Annotated in this window: 15 protein-coding genes; 5 read left to right on the top strand and 10 right to left on the bottom strand. The window is 40.7% G+C overall.

Features of this window, described 5'->3' with window-relative positions:
* Positions 1-8 precede the first annotated feature (8 nt).
* Positions 9-1,304 (bottom strand): homogentisate 1,2-dioxygenase, encoded by a 1,296-nt coding sequence (hmgA, locus tag J8Z24_RS17420; protein WP_125253472.1) that lies wholly within the window; start codon positions 1,302-1,304, stop codon positions 9-11.
* A 112-nt stretch (positions 1,305-1,416) separates the two neighbouring features.
* Between hmgA and J8Z24_RS17415 the strand changes: the two genes are divergently transcribed.
* Entirely contained in the window at positions 1,417-1,887 is a 471-nt protein-coding gene (locus tag J8Z24_RS17415) for a MarR family winged helix-turn-helix transcriptional regulator (protein WP_176033354.1), read from the top strand.
* A gap of 56 nt (positions 1,888-1,943) precedes the next feature.
* Here the strand turns inward: J8Z24_RS17415 and J8Z24_RS17410 are convergent, their stop codons facing one another.
* From J8Z24_RS17410 to J8Z24_RS17400, 3 genes are all read right to left on the bottom strand, one after another.
* Complete coding sequence (locus J8Z24_RS17410; RefSeq protein ID WP_176033355.1) at positions 1,944-5,222, bottom strand: TonB-dependent receptor; 3,279 nt, start codon at positions 5,220-5,222, stop codon at positions 1,944-1,946.
* Positions 5,223-5,950: 728 nt separating this feature from the next.
* Positions 5,951-9,085, bottom strand: coding sequence for a TonB-dependent receptor (locus J8Z24_RS17405; protein ID WP_252095851.1), 3,135 nt, complete (start codon positions 9,083-9,085; stop codon positions 5,951-5,953).
* Positions 9,086-9,125: 40 nt separating this feature from the next.
* A complete protein-coding gene (locus tag J8Z24_RS17400; RefSeq protein WP_147390608.1) occupies positions 9,126-9,977 on the bottom strand; it encodes a S1/P1 nuclease in 852 nt (283 codons plus the stop codon).
* A 344-nt stretch (positions 9,978-10,321) separates the two neighbouring features.
* On the opposite strand from J8Z24_RS17400, the gene J8Z24_RS17395 reads away from it, so the two are divergent.
* Both J8Z24_RS17395 and J8Z24_RS17390 read left to right on the top strand, forming a co-directional pair.
* Entirely contained in the window at positions 10,322-11,095 is a 774-nt protein-coding gene (locus J8Z24_RS17395; protein WP_252095850.1) for a PhnD/SsuA/transferrin family substrate-binding protein, read from the top strand.
* Positions 11,082-12,008, top strand: a complete 927-nt coding sequence (locus J8Z24_RS17390; protein ID WP_128730699.1) for a hypothetical protein — start codon at positions 11,082-11,084, stop codon at positions 12,006-12,008. The genes J8Z24_RS17395 and J8Z24_RS17390 overlap by 14 nt, the downstream gene beginning before the upstream one ends.
* Positions 12,009-12,286: 278 nt before the next feature.
* On the opposite strand, the gene ushA is transcribed toward J8Z24_RS17390, so the two are convergent.
* The 3 genes from ushA to J8Z24_RS17375 form a co-directional block, all read right to left on the bottom strand.
* Positions 12,287-13,873, bottom strand: coding sequence for a bifunctional UDP-sugar hydrolase/5'-nucleotidase UshA (ushA, locus tag J8Z24_RS17385; protein WP_252095849.1), 1,587 nt, complete (start codon positions 13,871-13,873; stop codon positions 12,287-12,289).
* A gap of 61 nt (positions 13,874-13,934) precedes the next feature.
* Positions 13,935-14,126 carry a hypothetical protein gene (locus tag J8Z24_RS17380; protein ID WP_125253479.1) on the bottom strand — a complete coding sequence of 64 codons (192 nt, stop codon included), beginning with the start codon at positions 14,124-14,126 and terminating at the stop codon, positions 13,935-13,937.
* A gap of 102 nt (positions 14,127-14,228) precedes the next feature.
* Complete coding sequence (locus tag J8Z24_RS17375; RefSeq protein WP_147390605.1) at positions 14,229-14,651, bottom strand: MAPEG family protein; 423 nt, start codon at positions 14,649-14,651, stop codon at positions 14,229-14,231.
* 117 nt (positions 14,652-14,768) lie between these two features.
* Here J8Z24_RS17375 and J8Z24_RS17370 point away from each other — a divergent pair, with 117 nt between their 5' ends.
* Positions 14,769-17,654 carry an insulinase family protein gene (locus tag J8Z24_RS17370; protein WP_252095848.1) on the top strand — a complete coding sequence of 962 codons (2,886 nt, stop codon included), beginning with the start codon at positions 14,769-14,771 and terminating at the stop codon, positions 17,652-17,654.
* 297 nt (positions 17,655-17,951) lie between these two features.
* Positions 17,952-18,461: a GNAT family N-acetyltransferase gene (locus J8Z24_RS17365; protein ID WP_252095847.1), complete on the top strand. Its 510-nt coding sequence runs from the start codon at positions 17,952-17,954 to the stop codon at positions 18,459-18,461.
* Here the strand turns inward: J8Z24_RS17365 and J8Z24_RS17360 are convergent.
* From J8Z24_RS17360 to J8Z24_RS17350, 3 genes are read right to left on the bottom strand one after another with little or no spacing between them, the layout of a single operon-like run.
* A complete protein-coding gene (locus J8Z24_RS17360; RefSeq protein WP_128730703.1) occupies positions 18,456-19,040 on the bottom strand; it encodes a PqiC family protein in 585 nt (194 codons plus the stop codon). The genes J8Z24_RS17365 and J8Z24_RS17360 overlap by 6 nt on opposite strands.
* Positions 19,037-20,695, bottom strand: coding sequence for an intermembrane transport protein PqiB (gene pqiB / locus J8Z24_RS17355; RefSeq protein ID WP_176033361.1), 1,659 nt, complete (start codon positions 20,693-20,695; stop codon positions 19,037-19,039). The genes J8Z24_RS17360 and pqiB overlap by 4 nt, the downstream gene beginning before the upstream one ends.
* Positions 20,692-21,897, bottom strand: a complete 1,206-nt coding sequence (locus J8Z24_RS17350) for a PqiA/YebS family transporter subunit (RefSeq protein ID WP_252095846.1) — start codon at positions 21,895-21,897, stop codon at positions 20,692-20,694. Before J8Z24_RS17350 ends, pqiB begins: the two co-directional genes overlap by 4 nt.
* Positions 21,898-22,021 lie beyond the last annotated feature (124 nt).

Below are 22,021 nucleotides of genomic sequence, written 5' to 3'. Positions count from 1 at the left end.
CATAATCTTTATGCTCCTTTAAAGTACTTTTTAATGCCTTTCCAGCAATCAGCATAATTAGGCTGACGTGCTTTGCCTTCAAGAGCATACTTAGTTGGAGAGATAATGTAACGTGACTCAAACATAAACGCGAGCGTGTTTTCATAGCGCTGCGGCGCAAGCTCTGCATTGCTCGCTTTTTCAAATACATCCGCTTCTGGACCATGTGGAGACATGCAGTTATGCAGGCTCATACCACCTGGTACAAAGCCATGCTCTTTAGCGTCGTAGACCCCTTCGATTAACCCCATAAACTCACTCATGATATTACGGTGATAATAAGGAGGGCGGAAGGTATTTTCTGCCACCATCCAGCGCGGTGGGAAGATCACAAAGTCTACATTGGCAACACCTGGTGTGCCTGATGGCGAAGTCAGTACTGTGAATATTGATGGATCGGGGTGATCAAAACTTACTGTATTCATCACATTAAATCGCGCTAAGTCATATTTGTATGGAGCGCTATTACCTGTCCATGCAACCACATCAAGTGGCGAGTGGCCAATGTCACAGCGAAATAAGTTACCGTTGAACTTGGCAACCAGTTCAAAATCGCCTTCTATGTCTTCAAAGGCAGCCACTGGGTATTGGAAATCACGCTCGTTAGTATAACCATTTGCGCCAACGGGACCTCGCTCCGGCAAGATGTAGGGATTGCCGTAGTTTTCACAAATATAACCGCGAACTGTATCGCTGAGTAGCTCAACTCTAAATTTAATCCCACGAGGGATAACGGCAATCTCACCTGGTTTAATCGCGAGTTTTCCGCACTCGGTATGTAAAACGAGTTCACCTTGCTGTGGGACGAATAGCAATTCGCCATCCGCATTATAAAAGTAACGTCCCTCCATCGATGCGTTAGCAACATATACATGAATACCTATTCCGCTTTGTCCGTTGGCACTGCCGTTAGCTGCCATAGTGACCAAGCCATCAATAAAATCCGTTTTCTCTTGTGGTATATCGATAGGATCCCAACGCAACATAGAAGGTGGAGTCGCTACCTCTGTAATAGGGGCTGTGCGTAGTAAACCATTATCAATGGCCTCGTATTCTCCTTGTAAGACGGAAGGACGAATACGGTAAAACCAATTTCTGCGGTTATCAGCCCGAGGCGCTGTAAATGCTGTAGTGTTATATTGCTCTGCATAAAGGTCGTATTTTACTTTTTGCGGTGAAAATTGACCAATAGGTAAAGCGCCTGGCAATGCTTCACTTTCAAACTCATTACCAAACCCTGTTAAATATTGAAGTTCTTGGCTCATCTGTCTCGACTCCTTACTGTTTTATAGTAAGATACTCTCATGTGAGAGTATTTTCAATCTTCACCGTTGAGTAAGGCCGTAAAGTTATTATGACACTTAGGAGCAATTGATAATGACAAAAAAAGATGAAAAGCCACTGAATATTAAAGAGTTTTTACCATATCAATTAGTTTCGTTGTCAACAAAAGTGAGCAATGACTTTGCACAGGTGTATAAACAGCAAGGGAAACTGACACAGCCGCAGTGGCGGGTGCTGTCCCATGCGATACAACATAATGGGATCACAGCAGCACACATTTGTGAACTGGCAAACATGGACAAATCAACCGTTTCGAGGGCGATCAAGCAGTTACAAGACAGAGAGTTGATTGAGATGTTAGTGAGTTCAAGTGACAAGCGTGCAAAGACTATTGCGGTGACAGAGCAAGGAAGAGTGCTTTATCAAACGTTAACGCCACTTGCTCTAGCATGGGAAGCCGAGCTACTTAGTTGTTTTAGCGATGAGCAGAAAGAAAAGTTTATTGAATTATTAACGGTGCTTAATAATAGACTAGTGAATAGTGATACCAGCAATGCTGATTAACGAAAAAGGCCAGCATTTGCTGGCCTTTGGAAGGTTATCTAATTATCTGTTAGATATTAGAATGTGTAACGAATACCAATTTTAGCTTGCCATGCTGATGCGCCTTTATCGATAGTCGAGTAGTTACGAACATCTGCACCCTTATAACGAGGAGAGATAATGAGCTTGCCATCGTCGTCTAAGCCACCAAAGTCATAAACAGCTTGGTCAGAGTAACCTAATTTCTTCTCTATACCCCAGTCACTGTTTAGTAGGTTAGCAAAGTTTTCGATCATAAAGTAAAGCTCACCTTTATGCTCTTTGTAGAAACCTGGGATCTCTTGCTTAAAGCTTACATCCATAGTAGTAACCCAAGGTTGAGTGCCTGTGTTACGGTCAAGCAGTTGGCCACGCTCGGTGATACCAGCGCGATTAAGTAAGGTCTCTAACTCGTTCCAAGATAGTCTTGATTCTTCCCAATTTACATTGGCGTCATCAGGGCCCGATGGAATGTAAGCTAGGTATGCAGAGGTACCAGCAAAGTCGCGAGTATCACCAAAGTCATAGTCATTATAAGACCCCATTGTGTAGCTAAATGGACGACCAGAGCGACGCTCAAAGAATACGTTAAACTTAGACGCGTAACCGTCAAAGAATTCAGTTGTATAGCGTAGATTTAACTTGAAGCTGTGCTCAACTTCGTAGTGGCCGCGGCCAACCAACTCAACGTTACGGCTGTGCGTGGTTGCATGTTTATAGTTTCCATCAGCTTGAGATGCGCTGCCTGGAGAAACATCTTCAACATCTTGGTTTGTATAGCTTGCTGAAACATAAAGCCCGTTATCCCACTCTTTAGCAATAGCCGTGCTAATGATAACTGAACGCGCGTCTTTATCTGCGTTAGTCATCATGATGTCGTAGTTATCTCTTAACTCACCAGAGTACTTGTTTTCATATATGATACGACCTGTTGCAGAACGAACAATATCGCCGTTTTCATCAAGTTTAGGGGTAATAGAAGTATTCTTCCAAATCGCTTCATCTTGCTTATTGTGATAAGCAAGTTCAGCTGTCCACTTAAAGCCATCGCCTAATAGCTCTGAATCAAAGTCATATTCAAAGCCAATTTGAGCACGAATACTTGACGGTAACTCGAAGTTTGGATCTGTATAGGCTGTGCTACCTGCGCCTTGCTGTAGAGAATCTTGAATTGGTTGTGGCACACGAGTGAAGTCAACTTGCTCAACGCCAGCGAAGTAATCGTTGATAGCGTCTTGGTTTGCGCTAACCTGCGTTAACCCGTCTTTTTGGAATGGGTTGTTAAACCAAACATTTGGGATACCGCCGTGGAAGCGACCAACACCGCCATTAATGGTGAGTGATTCAGTGGCATAATACTTGAAGCCGATACGTGGTAAAATGATATCTGCACCATCCAAGTTTTCTTGGTTAGTATAGCCGTATGTTTCTTGGAATGCGGTATTTAACGTTGGCTTATCGCTTGAAGATAAGCGCTCGTAACGAACACCCGCCGTCATTTCAAGGTCGTCAGTCACATAGAACTTATCTTCAATATAAAGCGCAAGTTGTTCACGTGTAGCATCATAAGCTAAGTCATTGACATTGTTAGTATAAGCATTGGTATAAGAGAACTTATAGTCATCATACTTATTTAAGAACAGCTTTTTGTTTTCAAAATCTTTTATGCTACCAAACGTCCAGCTACCTCTTGAGTCTTCACCGAACAAGTTGTACAGGCGCTTGCTCTCGTACTGACCACCGAAGTTAATCTCGTGGTCACCCATTAGGTAAGTTGCATCAAGAGTAAACGCGTATGTTTCGGTTTCAGACTCGTTAACATGACGGTATCTATCGCGTCCAAACTGGAAGCCAGCACCGCGCTCACCAAAAAGGTTTACACGAATATTGCCTAGATCTGAGTTTGTAACGCTATCGTTTGTTACGTTTTTATACGCAAGGCCAACCTCTGTCGAGAAATCATCCGTCCAATCAGAGTATAATTTGGCAGCGAAATTATCGAATTTAGTCGTATAGGTATAACGACTTGACGCCATTGATACTGTGTCGCCACCTGTTGCGAAGCCTCTTGCATCTTCTTCATCTTGCCATTGGTAAGTGAAGTCTGCACGGTGAAGATCTGAAATGTTCCAGCTTAGCTTGATTAAGATGCTATCGCTGGTGTCTTCAGGGTTACCACCAAGCTCATCTTGAATACCATATACGCTGTTTAAAGCATTAACAAAATCGAGGTAATCCTTTTCACTAACGTCAAACTCATGAGCTGTACCTGAACCATCAAAACCGTAGTCCATGTCCATCTCTTGCTTCCAAGCGTTGTAGTTTACAAAGTAAAATAGTTTGTCTTGGATAATCGCACCACCGGTACTAAAGCCTAAACGCTTTTCGGTAACGATAGGATCTGTGCGTGCCACTTCATAAGTTCTATGGCCATCTTCATCAAGAATGTTAGAACCAGCGCGGTGGATTATTTTACCGTCAGCGTCTTTTATGTCTTCTTTGTATTTAACTTCTGAGATGTTATCTAGCTTACCTGCAAGGCTTGGTGTGCTAGTTTCGTAGAAACCAGTAAAGGTGTATTCATTAGAGCCTGACTTAGTAACTGCATTGATTGTACCGCCACCAAAGTTGCCTTTTTTAGCTGAGAAAGGTGAGGTATCTACAGAAATCTGCTCAATTGCATCAAGTGCTACCGGTGGTTGTGCTGTCGGATAACCGCCAAAGTTTAGACCGAAATCATCATTTTGACCGATACCGTCAACGGTTAAACCGTTGGTTCTTGGGTTATTACCCGCAATTGTTAGTTCGCCATTACCATTGATGCTGGCGAGTGGGTTTAAGCGTGCAATGTCTTTGATATCATTATTGAAGCTAGGTACATTTTCAATGGTATCTGCACCAAATACACTGCTTGAGCCACCAGCTTGTTGCACTAGTTTATATCCAGTGACTTCGATTTTTTCTATTTGTTGTAACGGTTGAAGCTGGTTGGTTAGGCGGTGAGTATCACCAAGCTCTAGATAAATATTGTCAAGTTGTGTATCTGAATACTTGTTAGAATCCAAGATTACGCGGTAAGGACCACCTACACGAAGGCCTTTTGCGATAAACGTACCTGACTCGTTAGTTAGAAAAGTACTTGTTGTTCCTGTTGGTTCGTGAATAACTGTAACTTTAACGTTTGCAGCGGCTTCACCGGTTGGCGTTGTAATTTTACCGCGCATTGCAGATGACGTGTCAGCAGCGTAAGCACTCACTGATACGCCAAGTGCCAGAGCTAATGCGCCAGCTACTTTAGTTAAGCGAACGTTTCTCATTGTGTCATTTCCCGTGTGTTTTGACTGTTTCAATGTAAATTACTGCGAACACAACATTTTTATATCAATCCTAAAGACGTTGTGTTCATAAACATTTCTATCAACTGCGCTTTGGGTTTCTGAAGCCAGAGTCCCAAAATAGTGCTGATGAGAGTGTTTGGTCGATCTAAGTTGTGTTATCGACCTGGTATGCGCACACAAAGCTCAGTCTGTGTCGACTAAACAGTAAGCACCTCATAAGAGGTTCTCTTTCTTCCAAAACCACGTAGTTAACGCTATCTTTTGATGTCAAAAAGGCCGCTTACTTAGTGCGATTGGTATTAAATCAAAAAGAGCAAAAAATATACTATTCTTAATTCTGCATACTTGCGAATTATACAGTAATAATAGGGCGGTTATCAAAAGTTTATGCTTTACTTTTAAGGTTTTTTGATTGAAACAATGGTGAAAAGGTGGAGACACTGGTGTTGTTATAACCATTTGATAAATAAGGTTTTTGCCTTTTTTCGAGTTTGCGGCGGCCGGTACTTTGTAGTGATGATATAGGCTGTCAATACTTTCAGTTATCTTCAAAGACAACTATTCATTTACACCAAATATTTATATTTTATTTTTTGAATTTTATATTGAGCAATTTCAGAGGTTTAATAAAAATGCGTCACCTAGAGATAAAGGTGACGCATTTTACTTAAGCTGCTAACTTGTTAAGTATGCGTAGTAACTAGATATTAAAATTTATAATTAACACCTAGCTTGATACGCCATGAAGAGCGTTCCGCATCAAACGTAGTTGGTGCATCACTTTCATAACCTTCGCTGTAGATATACTGATTTGCAGCTTGGTCATACTCAACACCAACTAATTCGCGACCGTTAAAGAAGTCAGTTCTGTATACCTTACCTGCGCTACTATCAATTAAGTTAAGCAAGTTTTTCACTGAGAAGTAAACAGACCCTTTATGACCTTCCATAAACCCAGGGATTTCTTGGGTAAATTTGAAGTCTAGGCGTGTAGTCCAAGGACCATTAACAGTGTTTCTATCAACGATGCCGCCGGCTTGGCCCGCAAGACCGTGTTGATCAATTACTGCTTTCAATTGCTCATAGCTATAACCATCTGCATAGCGTACTTTGGCATCATCTGCACCAGTTGGGATGTAGGCTAAGAACTCACCATCATCGAAGTTGTTTTGTCCACCAAAAGTGTCGTAGCCATTAGCATAAATCCAGCTATATGGTCTACCTGAACTACGCTCACCTTGTAGTGAGAAAGTAGACTTGTAACCTTCAAACAATTCTGCTGCGTAAGAAATATTAAGTTTAAAGCTGTGTTCAATCTCATAGCGGCTGCGGCCAACAACTGGGTTGTTTCTATCAGCTGCATTATACTTCTCATAGTTTGAGTTCGCTGTTGACGAAGTACCGCCAACTAGAGAGGTTGCATCTTGGTTAGCGTATGAAGCGTTTACGTAAAAACCATTCTCAAATGCTTTTGACAAACTAAGTGTAAATGTTTTACGCGTACCGCCTTCACCATTGGTTAGCATGATATCTGCACGGTCACGTTCACCAGTACCTACGTAAATGTTACGACCATCAGGGCCTGTAACAACCTCTTGTGTTTCACGGTATAACTCTTTCCAGCGGACAGCATCTTTTTCGTCGACATACATAAAGCTCGCTTCTAGATCCCAGTTATCACCTAGGCCGAAATCAGAGAAGTCAGCTGAATAGTTAGCCGTGATGCCATAGCGCCACTCTGAAGGTAACTCGAAGGTTGGGTCAATTAGGTTAACGTCACCATTACCTGGAGATAAGGTTGCACCCGCTGGCGCTTGTGTAAAGTCTGGGCTATTAAGGTCAACATCATCAGTATTAGCACGGACATTGATTTGGCCGTCGTTTGAGTATGAGTTTGAAATCCAAACGTTTGGTGTACCACCGTAATAACGGCCAACACCACCACTGATGGTTAAGTTATCCGCTGCTGTCCAGTTAAAGCCTACGCGTGGTAGGAAGATATCTTTTCCATCCAAGCTATTGGTATTCGAGAAGCTGTATAGGTCAGTGAATGTAGAATTCTCACGGATTAGGCCTGAAGTCGAAATTTTCTCATAACGAACACCTGCATTAATCCATAAATCATCGCGAATATCCCAACGATCTTCTACGAACATATGAAGATTTTTTACTTTAAAGTCAGCTGCAGCATCATTTGGGTTACCTGTGTAAGCATTTGAATAAGAAACGCTCTTCGCTTTACCAGCTTTAAAGTCCTCAAGTGAGGCAAATCTCCAGTCACCTCGAGAGAAAGGAACAAACTGGTTAAACACATCGATTTCTTCAACACCCACACCAAAGCTTAGGGTGTGATAATCAAATAGGTACTCACCCTCAACGTCAAAAGTAGTTGTAGTGTTCTCTAACTTATTAGCGTGACGGTAAGGATCTGTGCCGAAGTACACACGGTTATCATCAAAATCAATACGTACTTGACCAACTTTCGCATCGTTTAGCGTGTCAGAGAATGGGGCTTGGTTTGTTTTGGTGTCTTTGTATGACACTTTTACCTGTGTTGAAAACTCATCCGTCCAGTCTGAGTAAAACTGTGCTGCATAAGAGGTAATTTCTCCCTTTTTATCATACCAGTTACTCAATAATGAAAAACGACTACTATTAGTGTTTTGAGGCGTAATCGAGTTGTCGGTAGAGTCTTGGTAAGTAAATGCTGCACGATGGTAGTCATTAATATTCCAGTCAAGCTTTACGAGTAGTTTCTCACTGTCGTTATCTAGCCCCTTAGGAGTGCTACCAGTATTAACATTGTACTTGCTACTCGCAACGCTTTGGATCTCTTCAAGCTGAGCACCAGTTAACCAATCTAGTTCATTTGCCGCGCCAGAGCCGTCTACTCCCCACTCAGTAACGAATGGAGTAGTCGATTCTTCATAAGCAACAAAAAAGAATAGCTTGTCTTCGATAAGCTTACCACCAAGCGCAGCACCAAATGTTTTACGCTCATATTCTAAGTCTACATCAGTACCATCTTCACGTTTTGGCGTACCAGCCATAGAGTCATCTTCATACTCATAGAAGAATTCACCAGATAACTCATTGGTACCTGACTTTGTCACTGCATTTACAGAAGCACCGGTAAAACCAGATGCTTTTGCATTAAATGGTGTGATGTCTACTGACACTTGGTCTATAGCTAATAATGAAATCGGTGAACCATTCGTTGGGTAACCATTATCGTTTAAGCCAAAGTCATCATTTTGTTTAACGCCGTCAATAGAAATACTATTGAAGCGCGGGTTTACACCACCTACTGACATCTCACCGCGAGAGTCATCAGAGATATTAACAAGCGGGTTTTGACGCACGATATCTTTTATGTCACGGTCAAATGAAGGTGAACGCTCAATATCGCCTGCACCATAAACACTTCCCATTGTGTCTTTTGAGGCATTGATAATTGAGTGACGAGATGCACCTGTGATGGTGATTGTTTCGATATCAGAAGTTAGTTCTATATCCAGTGCCGAAGTTTTGCCAAGCGTTAGGAATAGATCTGTTAGTGTTTTATCTTTATGTTTCTTAGAGTCAATTACAACAGTGTATGGACCACCTACGCGTAAGCCAGACGCATTAAAAACACCACTCTCATTGGGAGAGAGGGTTTTCTTTGAACCTGTTGGTTCGTGAATAATTGTTACGACAGAAGAAGTATCTGGGTTACCTTGTGGCCCCACAATAGTTCCTTTAATCGTCGATGTTAAAGAGTTTGCACTGGCTGCGCCACTAACACCTACAGCTGCAACTATCGCTACAGAAAGTGCTGTTTTGCGTAAAATAGTGTTCATTATGTTGTTTCCCGTATTTTTAGAACTAGCTACAATTATATTATTTCGCAGTCACAGAAGTCTTTAGTGCTTCTTTTAGTGGCTGCGAGTCCTTATCAAAAATTTGGTTTAATAAACCAGCAAGTCTAATACCGCCTTGTTGCAGTCTAAACTTCACTGTTGGCATATGCTTGTAAATGTACCCATAACTTATTTCAGTTTCATTGCTGTTATATACATTTTCGGCAATATTATTTGATTCAAGTAGCCAATCAGCTGGTGCGCTGTTTAAATATTCAGCAATTATTTCAGAGTTTGTGGTTTGAATAAAGCGAGTAAACTCAGTAAACGAGAGATTTTCGTTCTCAATTAATTTGGTATCCCACGTGCTGTGTAAATTAGAGTCGCTACCGAAAAACTTTACTTTAATCATATTGCCCCCACGATCCTCACCCCTGCCGGCGTGGAAAGGTTGGTGACTATCGCCTACAAGGTGGACAAGGAAGCGTAACGCAAAACGTTTTTCGTCTATCGATTTGGAGTCGGATTGGAGCGTGTTGATAGAGTAATAAATGCCATCTAGAATATTTTTTACTTTTTCTTTGTCGTCTAGATTTGAATGGACATGTTGGTGCATGTTTTTAGGATCTTCGATATTAATGTAATGCCATTTCGAAGACTGTTTGCGCCAAAAGGTGCTTGGATCTGAGCGCATCTCGTCAGCCCATGTGGATACTTCAGCTAAAGAATCGCCTTCTAGTAAAGGCTTAATAGCAAGGCGGGTGTGGTCAGTTAAATGTAATTCAGCTAATTCGCCAATGATCCTGTGCCCATTTTGGCCCCATGCTGCTGCATCTGAAGTGGTTAACGTCATTCCTACTGCAAAAAGTAATGAAATGCTTTTACGTAACATTTTTATCTCTTGTGGAAAAGGGAACAATCTTCCCAATAAAAAGTGAGGCCAATTGTCCGCATTTTTCAACAAAATAAAAGGACTCAATAAGATTCATAATTTCTTATCAATAAAGTATTTAAATCAATTGTTTATGTCTTTTTAGTAAAATTACCTATTGCAATAAGTAAAGAAAATTGATCTAATAGACGACAAGAAATGGTAGGTTATGTGTAAATGTGATATATAGTAACGTTTTGGTTAGTAAAGCAGCAATCTTCGCCGTGTTTTTTACAGGTGCATTATTGTGTTGGTTCCTCGGTAGTAGGCTGGTATCTGTTAAACCTTTGTCAATCGAACCAGTTGTGCAATATTCAAGTTCGTGTAAAACGCGCTCTGTTTCCAATATCAACACGCTAAAAGTACATGTACCTATTAAAAGTCTAGCTTTGGAAGTGCTTGTTAGAGCCTGCGAAAATGACGTTGTTACTAGGCAATATGGTGAGGTAAAGGTATATTGGGGTGGCAGCCTAGGAGAGCAAATTGAATTTTTGGCCAAAGGTATTGCTGACGTAATCTTGACCAAAGACAATATTATGTCGGTATTAATGGCCGAGTCTACACATAGTTACAAACCGGTTATTGGGTATCCTGCTTATTCTGCATTTTTTATTTCAAACACCGAAAAACCGACTTTATCCAAGTCTTACTTTTTGGACAAAAAGATCGGTTTGCTAGATTACCCAACTAGCCGCTCGGGGCATATTCTGCCAAAAAGTGCGCTCAAAGACCTAGATATAGATATTAACGCGCTCGACATTACGTATTTGAGTTCGCATCAAGCACTGCGTGAACGACTTGCATCCGGAGAAGTAGATATTATCGCTTCGTACTGGTCTGATGAAGATGAGGTGAGGTTTTCAAAAAATTATATTACACCGATTGCGGATAATGTCAGCGGTAGTAAGTGGTATTTGAAAATGAACAACAATAACACCGATTTAGTGTGTGCGTTGCAGGGGGTTGTACACCAGATAGCTCAGTCAAGAACATCCAGCTATTTTGATAAAGTAGATACCTATTGGCAGTGTGAGAAGGCTCCTTACCGCTTTATTGGAGAAAAAAATGGAGCTAAATAAACGTAATATATTTTTATTTATGGGCTTATCTTTGCTTTTTTGTTGTATTTTCCACTTATCTCAAACTACCACAGTAACAGATGTGTTAAAGCAGCAAAAAGAAGCAGTTGCATTGAGAGTGGCTATCGATTTAAATAAACTCCCTGTAGCAGACCCATTTTTACACTACGCGGGGAATGAAGTTGAATTAAATGAGTATATCAACGCTTTAAATTTATCTTTGCAAAATAAAGGTGCTCGACTTACTGTTTTAGATATTAATACCTCAGGTGCTGGAGAAAGTAAAAATAGTGAAATACTGACATTAACCGCCCCACATAGAAATTTTTATGTAGCTATTTCTATCGATAACTCTAAACCTGTTTTTACTTTTATATTTCCTTTCATCATGGCTTTAATTGGCGTCGCTTTTTATAGTTGGAATAGAAAGAAGCATATCGCAGCAAAGGTTAATAAAGTTGAACTAGCAGAAAATTTACCTGAATTTAAGCTGATTATTGATTTACACTCAAAAACAGTAACCACTAACCGTGATAAACAGGTAAGGGTACAGCTTGCAAATAAGCCATTATGCTTTTATTTGGCATTGATAGAATATTGTGATGTCCACCCAGATGTTATTTTGAACCAAAACAAAGCGATGCCAGAGCCATTGCTAGAATTGGCTGATAAATACTTTTATCGACTGGTTGAGCTTGGTCACACTATCAGAAAACGGCCAAATTTTACTAATAGTCTTGAGAAGACACTAAGTGAAATTAGAGCTGCTTTAGATGAAGCACTAGAAGCATTTCCAGAGAAAAAAGCGCTGTTTTATCCACCCAAAGCCCATGGGGAAGGCTCACGCTCTAAGCTTCATAGTTATGGGCTTAATGGAGTTAAAAAGTCAGAAGTAGAAGTGATAGGTAAGTGATACCAGCATCATTCAAACAACCTTAGGTTTGGATAAGGAGTGCTCTAATTTGTCTCTGGGTCAAACCAGAGTTTTAGGGGAAGTGGTGTTATCGACAAAGTTTTTTGCCTCAACATAGCAAGCTTAATTGAGATAATTGGAATAAGCGAGCGACTCTTCTACTATCTACAGGCGCTAATCGAGTAACAACGTTAGGCTCTGTCTGCCACTTTTATTAGGCTAGCATTAATATAGATAACACCTAAAAGCGCTATCTAATATTAATGCTAGTTTCCGTATCACAGATCGACTGCTTTGATCGGGCTGTGCTTTTGCAGGTAATCCTTCAGTACTTGAGCATCAGTGAAGTCTGTAGCGGTATATTCTGCAAGTTGGTTAACTTTAGGGTAGCCATCACCACCTGCGGCATTATAGCTGTTAATACTCATACGGTAGCGTTGATTAAGCGCCAAAGGCTGCCCTGCAATTTTTACATTAACCACTTTATTATCTTTTAAATCAAAAGTAATGTGGTGATACTGCATATACGCACCAGAATCTGGTGGAAATTGTGCGACTGTGTTCAGGTAGTTGATTAGATCTTTACCTTGCCAGTCGACGTAAGTAATGCGGTTTCTAAAAGGGTGTACCTTTAATACATCTTTATAGCTTATATCACCTTGTTCAATACTGTCTCTGATCCCGCCGCCACTGATAATACCAAAATCCGCTTCCACAGCGGCCATCTGAGCATTAATAATCAAATCAGCGAGCTTGCTTTGTTTAAATCTAACCGTGCTTCGACGGCCATCAAGAAAACTATCTACAGATCCAACCGCACCAGCTATTTGCGCTTGCCCTTTATCTTGAAAGGGCTTCAAGAACGCAAGAAGTTGTAAATCTTCTTCGATACTTTCCCCAATTACCACACCTTTGTCATCCTTAAGATTGACTGGGATCAGGTTGTAACTGACCAAGGTTTTAGTATCTCCGCTGATTTTAAACACGGCTTTACCCACATACTTACCCCATTCATGTGCTTGCATTATCCAAGTACCATTTTGGTTGTCGGGTTTACATGTTTTGCCCGGAGAAAAGTGCGTATTCTCTTTACCGCTTTTATCTACGCAAACAGGCTCTTGAGAGTGCCCGCCTACAATTAAGTCGAGTGTGCCGGGGGCGAGCTGGCGTGCTAGCGTCACATCACCTGGTGCATTGATCCCATGTGCAGCATCATGATAATGACCCATATGAGTCACTGCTATCATCACATCAGGGTTATATTTCGCTTTTATCTTAGGTGCCCAGTCTTGTGTCGCAGCCAATGGCTCAATAAATGTCAATCCATCAATATGCTTAGGGTTTGCTATCTTTACCGTATCAACGGTCGTCAGACCAAGCACGGCAATCGTTAAGCCTTCCTTTTTTATAATAGTGTATGGAGTGTAAGCTGGGGATTGAGAGGTGTTGTCGATGATATTAGCTGACAAAATAGGGAAACCAGCCCACTCAATTTGTTTCGCGAGGACATCACGACTGTTATCAAATTCGTGATTACCGAGCGCCATAGCGTCATAACCTAACTTTTTCATTCCTTTAAAGTCGGGCTCTGCAAATTGCAAATCTGATTCTGGAACACCGGTATTAATATCTCCACCCGAAAGCAAGATAACGGCATGACCTGAATTTTCGGCTTCGCTCTTTAGTTTATCGATTAAGGTTTTTCTTGCGGCCATACCATACTCACCCTTATCATTTCGCCAGAAGCGACCATGGTTATCGTTGGTATGTAGCACAGTCAGGTACTGTGTAGATTGCGGCTCATTGGGAGAATACTGACAAGCTGATAACAGCAATGCCGTTGAAAAAATCAAAATATTGCGCATAATTCAGTATCGTTAGTAAATTATGCGCGTATTTTAGAACAATAAAATTATTTTAATAGTGCTAACACTCAAAATCGCTAAATTTTCTATTACTATTTTCAGCGGCACAAACCCGCCTGTTAAGTTCCACTTTGGCGTACTCTCGTTTGTCATGGCCTGTTTCAACCATCCAATTTAAAAAGCTTGCTGGTAGTGATGAATACGGTTCACCAGCATGAAGACCAAAGTCGCAAATAAGATTATCCTGTTTCATTTGATTGCCCCTGTTGTTCTTTTAATCATCGACATGCTAGCAAATTGGTTCAGACTTTAAAGAATAGTTAGTTAAAAGAGATGGTTTTTTTAGTCCTTTTGGTTATATAAGTGTTAATATAAGCGTGAGCCATTGGGCTAGTACGAATACGCAGCCGGTTAAATAAAGCCTAAAGCGTAAAGTCAGGTGATTGCTACCAATATGCACGTATGAATGCGCGATACGACTAAATACAAATAACAAGGCAAAAAGACTAAACCATAATGTGACTAGTTTTAAAGAAAGTGCTGCGAGGGAGACAACAAAGAATAGAATGGGGATCTCAAACTGATTACTAAAATTACGTGAAGCGAGTATGACTTCTTCTGGAGCGTCGTTAAGCTGCATAGTCTTGAACTGATCGATGTGTATTAGGCTTTTCTTTGCTGCAGCAAAGCGTCGCTTTCCCATTACCAGCATCACACTAAAAGTTAACAGCGTCTGTAAAAATAGTGCTACGAGTAGTATATAAATAGAAGTTGTCATCATTTTCCAATTTACGAAGTGTTACAAAACAAAAATATCGAGTGTTGCAAAAGGCTAACGCAATGACCATGATAGTGTGACTATTAGTAGTCATTTATCATCATAATGGATTGTTTTATGAAAAAGCTATTCGCAATTAGTGCCCTTACTGTAGCAGTTATAACCGGGTGCAGTACAACTTCTTCGTTAAATAGCACGTCTGTTAAGTCAAATTTACTCTCACCTAAACTTATCGTCAGTCCAAACGATGACAGACAATATCAAACACTGACTTTAGAAAATGGCATAGATGTCATCTTGGTATCTGACCCTTCGGTGTCCAAGTCAGCTGCTGCGTTGAGTGTTGGTGTTGGCTTACTTCATGATCCTATGTCGCAGCAGGGAATGGCGCACTATTTGGAGCACATGCTGTTTCTCGGGACAGAAAAGTACCCCGATAGCAAAGGGTATTCAGAGTTCATGACCAATAACGGTGGTGCCCATAATGCTTATACATGGCTAGATATCACCAATTATATGTTTAAGGTAAATAATGATGCTTATGATGAAGCGCTAGACCGCTTTTCAGATTTTTTTAAGTCACCTAAATTGTACCCTGAATATACCGAAAAAGAGAAAAATGCGGTAAATGCTGAATGGTCAATGCGAAGAGAAATGGATTTTTTTGGCCAGTTTAAGCTTGCGAGAAACATGATGGGCGAGCACCCTGCAAACCGATTCTTGATCGGAAATCTTGAAACCTTAGGGGATAAGGAAGGGAGCAACCTTCATCAAGAAACTGTCAATTTCTACAACAAATATTATTCGGCGAATATTATGAAATTAGCGATGATTTCAAATGAGCCGATTGAGCAAATGGTCGCCAAAGCGAAAAAGCATTTTACTTCAATTAAAAATAAGCATATTGAAAAACCTTCAGTAACACAGGAACTTAACTATAACAAAGTAGGGCAAAAGCTTGTTCATTATAAGCCCAACGAAGATGTAAAGACGCTGAAACTTGATTTTACGATTGAAAATAATGCGGCAGAGTTTGCAGTTAAGCCCAACTACTTCATCACTTATCTATTAAGCAATGAAATGGCAGGAAGCCCTGCACAAGTGCTAAAAGAGCAGGGGCTTATCTCTTCATTGACCGCTTATGCTACGCCAAATAGTTATGGTAATTATGGCACGCTCCAAGTTGATATTCAGTTAACTGATCAAGGTATTAAGCAGCGTGAGTTAATCACAGGCACTGTGCTAGATTACATTGAGTTAATTAAGCAGCAAGGTGTCGATAGCCGCTATTTTAAAGAGATCCAAACATCGCTAAACAATCAATTTAGGTTTTTGGAAAAAGGAGATGAATTCGGCTACGTCAGTAATTTAGCCGATAGCATGCAGCATTTTCCAGTAAACCATGCCATCAACGCAAGTTATTATTACGCTCAATTCGATGCTGATGCGGTAAACGCTGTATTAGAGCAATTAACTCCAGAGCACATGCGAGTGTGGTACATCAGTAAAGATGAACCTACCGAAGATAAGCTGCATTTTTATGACGGTGAATATAAAATTGTAGATCTAAAAGAAAGCGACTTTGAACACTGGAAAAAAGCTGCAAACTTTACCTTATCACTCCCTAGCGTAAATACGCTCTTACCGGAGCACTTTGCTTTAAAAACTGTGCCAGCTGATGCAAAAAAAGGCGTACAAAAAGTAATTGATGCTGATGGGGTAACAATCTGGCATGCAGCCAGCGAGCGATTTTATGCTCAGCCAAAGGGCAGCTTAAAAATTTATATCAATAACCCAGAATCATTGGATGATATTAAAACTGAAGTCGCATTGGCGATTTGGTCAGATTTATATCGATTAGATAAAGCGAAATTGATGACAGAAGCAAGTGTTGCAGGAATGTATTTAGGCCTCACGCCGAGCAACGGTTTAATGCTGGATATTTCAGGTTTTACTGACAAGCAATCGCTGCTATTAAAAGACGCATTATCTGGACTGCAAATCAGTGTCAGTGAGCGGGCTTTTGAGCAAGCAGTAGACCGCTACGTGAGAGGCATTCAAAACCAAGCTAAAGAATTCCCATTTAGACAGGCATTTAGCGTCTACCAAAAGCTAGTACGTTCTGGTAGTTATGACGATGCTGCATTAATTGCGGCCGCAAAATCGCTCACAGTGGGCGATTTAGAAACAGTGCAAGATCACGTGCTGAGTAATAACCAAGTAAGAGTATTTGCCTACGGCAATTATGATAAATCGGATTTAGAAGTACTTAAATCAACGCTCGACAATACTTTGGCAAAACGCAAAAATATTACCCAATATGCCCGAGCTGCTTACTGGAAACCTGAGAAAAAACAAACCTTAGTGTGGCAGCAAGATATAGATGTCGCAGATGTGGCTGTGATTGATTTTGCAGTACACCCCGTGCCAGGCTACGCGCAAAAAGCGGCGGCGATGATACTGCAAGGGCACCTCAGAACTGCTGCATTTGAGCGCCTGAGGACACAAGAGCAGTTGGCTTATGCCGTAGGCGCGACAGGTGTTGCTATTGATGAGTACTCTGCGCTTGGGTTTTACATTCAGACTCCAGTGAAAGACGCAAAAAGTATGCAAGCTCGCTTTGATGAATATAAGCTAGAATATGCTGAGGAACTGAACAAGTTAACGTCTGAGACATTTACGCAGCTTAAAAATGCGGTGTTGGTGTCGTTGACCGAAGCGCCTAAAAACTTGTCTGAAGAGTTGCAGCCATTGTTAGGTGACTGGTTTAAAGAAAATATGGAGTTTGACTCTAAAGCTAAATTGATAGCGGCTGTTGAAGCGATAACACTGGCGGATGTAAAAGATTACTACCAGAAGACGGTAATGAATCCAGATGCTGCTCGACTGAATATTCAACTTCGTGGCAGCAAATTCAAATCTGAACCGTTTGCTGATCTGCCCATGCAAATTAAACTAGACTCATTAGAGCAGGCTAAAAAGCAAGTTAAATTTCAGCCGTAAAATAAAAGTAGGCAATTTCGTAAAAGCTGGTTAGGGTAGTCCTGCCAGCTTTTTTATTTATAAATAACCTAAGCTACGGATAATTAATACCTTTCTATCAGCCGAGTGTTAGCGCTAACGGCGTAAACTCGGCTGGCCTATAGAATGTAGGCAAGGCAAAAATTTTGCTATTTAGTCATTCTAAATAAGAAATTTTTAACGCTGTTAGCGTCAGGTTTACTCCTTCAAATTGAGCAAGTATTGAGTCTAATTGGTATAATATCAATAACATCACGAACAACCTGTACAGGAAGCATTATGGTCATAGCAAAAGGAAAGCGTGTTTATTTGAGAAAGGCCAACTTAAATGATACTGGTTTTATGCTCCAGTTACTTAACCAAAAAAGCTTTATAGATAATATTAGAGATAAAAATATTAAAACCCATCGTGAGGCGCAAGAACACATTGAGCATGCGTATCTCATTCCGTATCAAATTGGCTTACCAGCACCTTACATTGTTGCACAAGCGAGTAGCGGTGAGAGTGTTGGTGTATGCGGTTTATATCAGCGTAATTTTCTCCGCTACCCTGATGTTGGCTACGCTTTTTTAGATTGCTTCACCGGCAAAGGGTATGCAGCAGAAGCAGTAATGGCACTCATAGAATATGTTAAATTGCACGAAAGCTATCAATGCCTTAGTGCAATAACGCTAGAATCAAATACAGCGAGCATAAATGTACTGAAGAGGACGGGTTTTACAAGTTGTGGCGCAATTATTATTGATCAAGACCACAAGCCTGTGGTTGTGTTTGAACGCAATTTATAATGATTGATTTATATGTAAACTCAATTGTTTAACATTTTTCTGGTGCGCGGCCACTAACGCGTTAAAACCATCTTGTGCTAATTCAGTTTCAAAGTGAAATGGGTGCACTTGGCTAAGTTGGTAGCTTTTGTCTTTGTAGGTATACAAGTACCATGTGCCACTCATTACGGCACCTTTTTCAAAATGACCAGCGAACTCATCCACTTCAACAACGAGACGCCGATGTTTTTCATCATGACGATAAAATTTATCGCTCTTTATTGCGGTGCTATCCGAAGCGGTATTTAGTCCGTTGATTAAATGCCAAGTCAGCATATCAGAGGGGGGTTGTGCCCAAAAATGGAAGTTTGCAATATTCACTTTATTATTGGGCTGAAGCTGCACGAGGGCTTGTTGATTAAACAACTCAATTAACTGCACCTTGTCAACGATAATAATATTGCTCGATTGTGATAGTGCAGAGGCTTCACTGAGAGTCTGCGTTGTGCTCAACTGGTAATAGCTTACTGGTAACGATTTATTTGTCATACACCCAGCGAGCAAAACACACAACATAGATACAGTGAATCGTGTTTTCATTTAGTTTTCCTTGGCTGTGGATCTGCCTCAGCCTCTTTGTTAAAAATCAGCATATTAGGTTGTTCGTTCAGTCCTTTTGAAATGGGCTTTAAGCGATTTGAAAGACTCTCAATTTCTTCTAGTGTGCTGCTCAACTGTTCCATCACGCCAGAGCCTTTTTGATACTGAGTCATTGTTTGTTCAAATTGTTTTAAGCTGGAAGTAAGCTGATTTAATGTGTCTTTAAGACTGGTTAAGTTGCCACCAACCTTTTCTGTAATGTCATTCTCGTTAACAGATTTTACGAGTTGATTCATTTCCATTGCTAGTAACCTGTGTTGCTGAAGGGCGCCTTCTAATTCCTTAACAGTTGTTTCAAGAGGTAACCCATTTAGTTTGTTTAATAAGCTGGTGACTTGTTCCGAAAGTGCAGTGATCCCGCTTGAAACGCTCGGCAACACTGGGTAAACAGTCACTTTATCGGTACTTACGATTTCAGCACTTGGGTAGAAATCTAGCTCTATATATACCGCACCTGTTAACAAATTGCCACTTTTTAATGACGCTCTTAATCCATTTCTAATCCATTTTTCTATATTGGTTGACCAATACTCTTGTGCCAGCTTCGCATCTTCATAAATGCGACCGTATTCAATTTTAACTAAAACAGGAACGGATGTATTGTCTCTTTGAAAATAAAGTGGCCTGTCGTCACTGACACCCGTTGCGGGAACTTGCTCAATTGTACCTATTCTCATTCCTCTGTATTCTACGGGAGCACCTGCTTTTAAGCCTCGAATAGATTGTTCAAACTCAACAAGATAGTAATCAAAGTGATCGAAGCGTCGCTCGAGCGCCATAGAAAAGTTTTTATGTAGGGCATAGCTTTTATTTTCGGTAGAAACCTTACCACTAGGCATTGAAGGTGGGTAGTCAACGGAGATCCCTCCTTTGATCATCTTGGCTAATGACCCAGTTGAGACTTCTACGCCTTCGGTTGACAGCTTAAAGTCAATCCCAGAGCTAATCCAAAAAATAGCATTGTCTGTAATGAGTTTATTGTAGGGAGAGTAGATAAAAATACCATATTCCATTTTTAGGCTTTCAACACTGAAATGTGCAGATTCCACCTGACCAATTTTAAAGTTTCGGAAAAATATACTAGAACCAACATCCAAAACCTCGGCATCTGATGCTACCAGTTTATAACGTTTCCCTTCAACCTCTGCACTAATGAGGGCTGGTTCATCCATTAAGGTAAAAATGCTAGAACGAACTTTCGCTTCGCCAGGTGATAACTCGATGTAAACCCCAGACAGAAGGGTGTTCATACCTGAAATTCCAGACTCATCTATCCGTGGTTTAACGACCCAAAAGGATGAGTCTTCCGCGAGCAAGTCGCTGTAAGGTTGCAATACTCTGACTTTGGCGACAACAGCATTTTGATTAAGCTCTAACTTTAATGATTCAACCAAGCCAACTTTCACACTTTTAACCCGTACCTCAGTTTTACCTGCAATAATGCCATCGGCATCATTCATCTTGATGAAAATGGTATGGCCTTTATTTATTTGGTGTTGATATAGCATCCAGCCTGTAATCAGCAACGCGATAATAGGAATTATCCATATTACGGAAAATTTTGGTTTGTCTTCGATATCGGCTTGAGTAGTCATTGATTATTTTTATCCCACAATAATCTTGGATCAAAACTATTAACGGCAGCTATCTGGCAAAGCACCATTAGAGTAAAGAATACAATGCCAATTTCCGGTTCCACATTCAACACTGTACCAAGTTGAACCAAAGAGACCAAAATAATGACAACGAAGACATCAATCATCGACCAGCGACCAATAAATTCGAGTAGTCGATACACTTTTGTCGCTTTTAGCGGATCCTTTGGTATTTTCACTCGGATCAGCAAGTAACTCAATAATAACGCTTTTAGCACGGGAATACATATACTTGCGAGAAAAATAAGCGTAGCGACAGGGTAGGAGCCATCTTCCCATAAAACTTGGACGCCGGAAAAGATAGTCGCCGGTGTATGCAAGCCAAGGCTTATAGTATCCATAATCGGAAGAAAGTTAGCTGGAATAAGTAGCACCACGCTGGTAAGCATCCAAGCTAAACTTTTTTGAATAGATTGAGCTTTTCGATATTTTAATTTTGCATAACAACGTTGGCACTTATCACCTTCTCCTAAAAAACCACAGACCTTACAGCGCTTTAATACTGCGGGTAGAGTGGTAGCATTCTCTTTAGGCTCAATTAGGTGTAGATTGCACTGAGTTTGATTGCGCCACATAAATTCATGATCAAATAGAGATAGAGCTTCGATAAAACACAGTACAAATAGTATGTAAGCCCAAAAACCTAATCCCATTTCAAGTTCAGCAAAAGACATCAGTTTAAATGCACTGACAAGCACCGCGACCAGGAATATATCGGTCAGGTTAAGTGGCTTAAGTGCTGATAGTAGTTTTGCTAAATGTCTAGCATTGTGTGCGTTAATCACTTGCCAATAATTAGTGTGTGCAAGAAGTAGTAACAGGCTAACTGCAATAGGCATGATCAAAATAGTAAACGCAAATAACCCAGCTAAGAAGTAGCTGTAATGATCTGCAAGTAACATCAACGCTTGCCAAAGGCTCACCACCTGAGTGATACCGTGTTGAGTGTAGGTAATGAAGTTGGGGAACAAACTTGCACATAAAAATAACAGGGCGGAAAAGCTAAAAGCCTGTATCAGTTGATTATGATGGCCTTGCACGTGGCAAAGTACGCACCGACAATTTGGGCATACCGCACGTTTTTGCGAGTCGATCTGATCAATTTGAACGAGCGTGTCGCATTCTGGGCAAGCTGTTAACACACAAAAATCCGTTGATTTTATTTTTATCTAGTTTGCTTGATGCACTTAAATAATTCAAATATTTAAGGTCGTTGAGGTCGTGAGGCAGCTCGATTGGTGGGAATAGACTTTTTTAGAATAAGCG

The organism is Pseudoalteromonas sp. SCSIO 43201, assembly GCF_023716725.1.
In the GTDB taxonomy this organism is placed as follows: domain Bacteria; phylum Pseudomonadota; class Gammaproteobacteria; order Enterobacterales; family Alteromonadaceae; genus Pseudoalteromonas; species Pseudoalteromonas peptidolytica.
The sequence above is the reverse complement of the archived record's forward strand: the minus strand, read 5'-3'. Positions and strand labels throughout refer to the sequence as shown.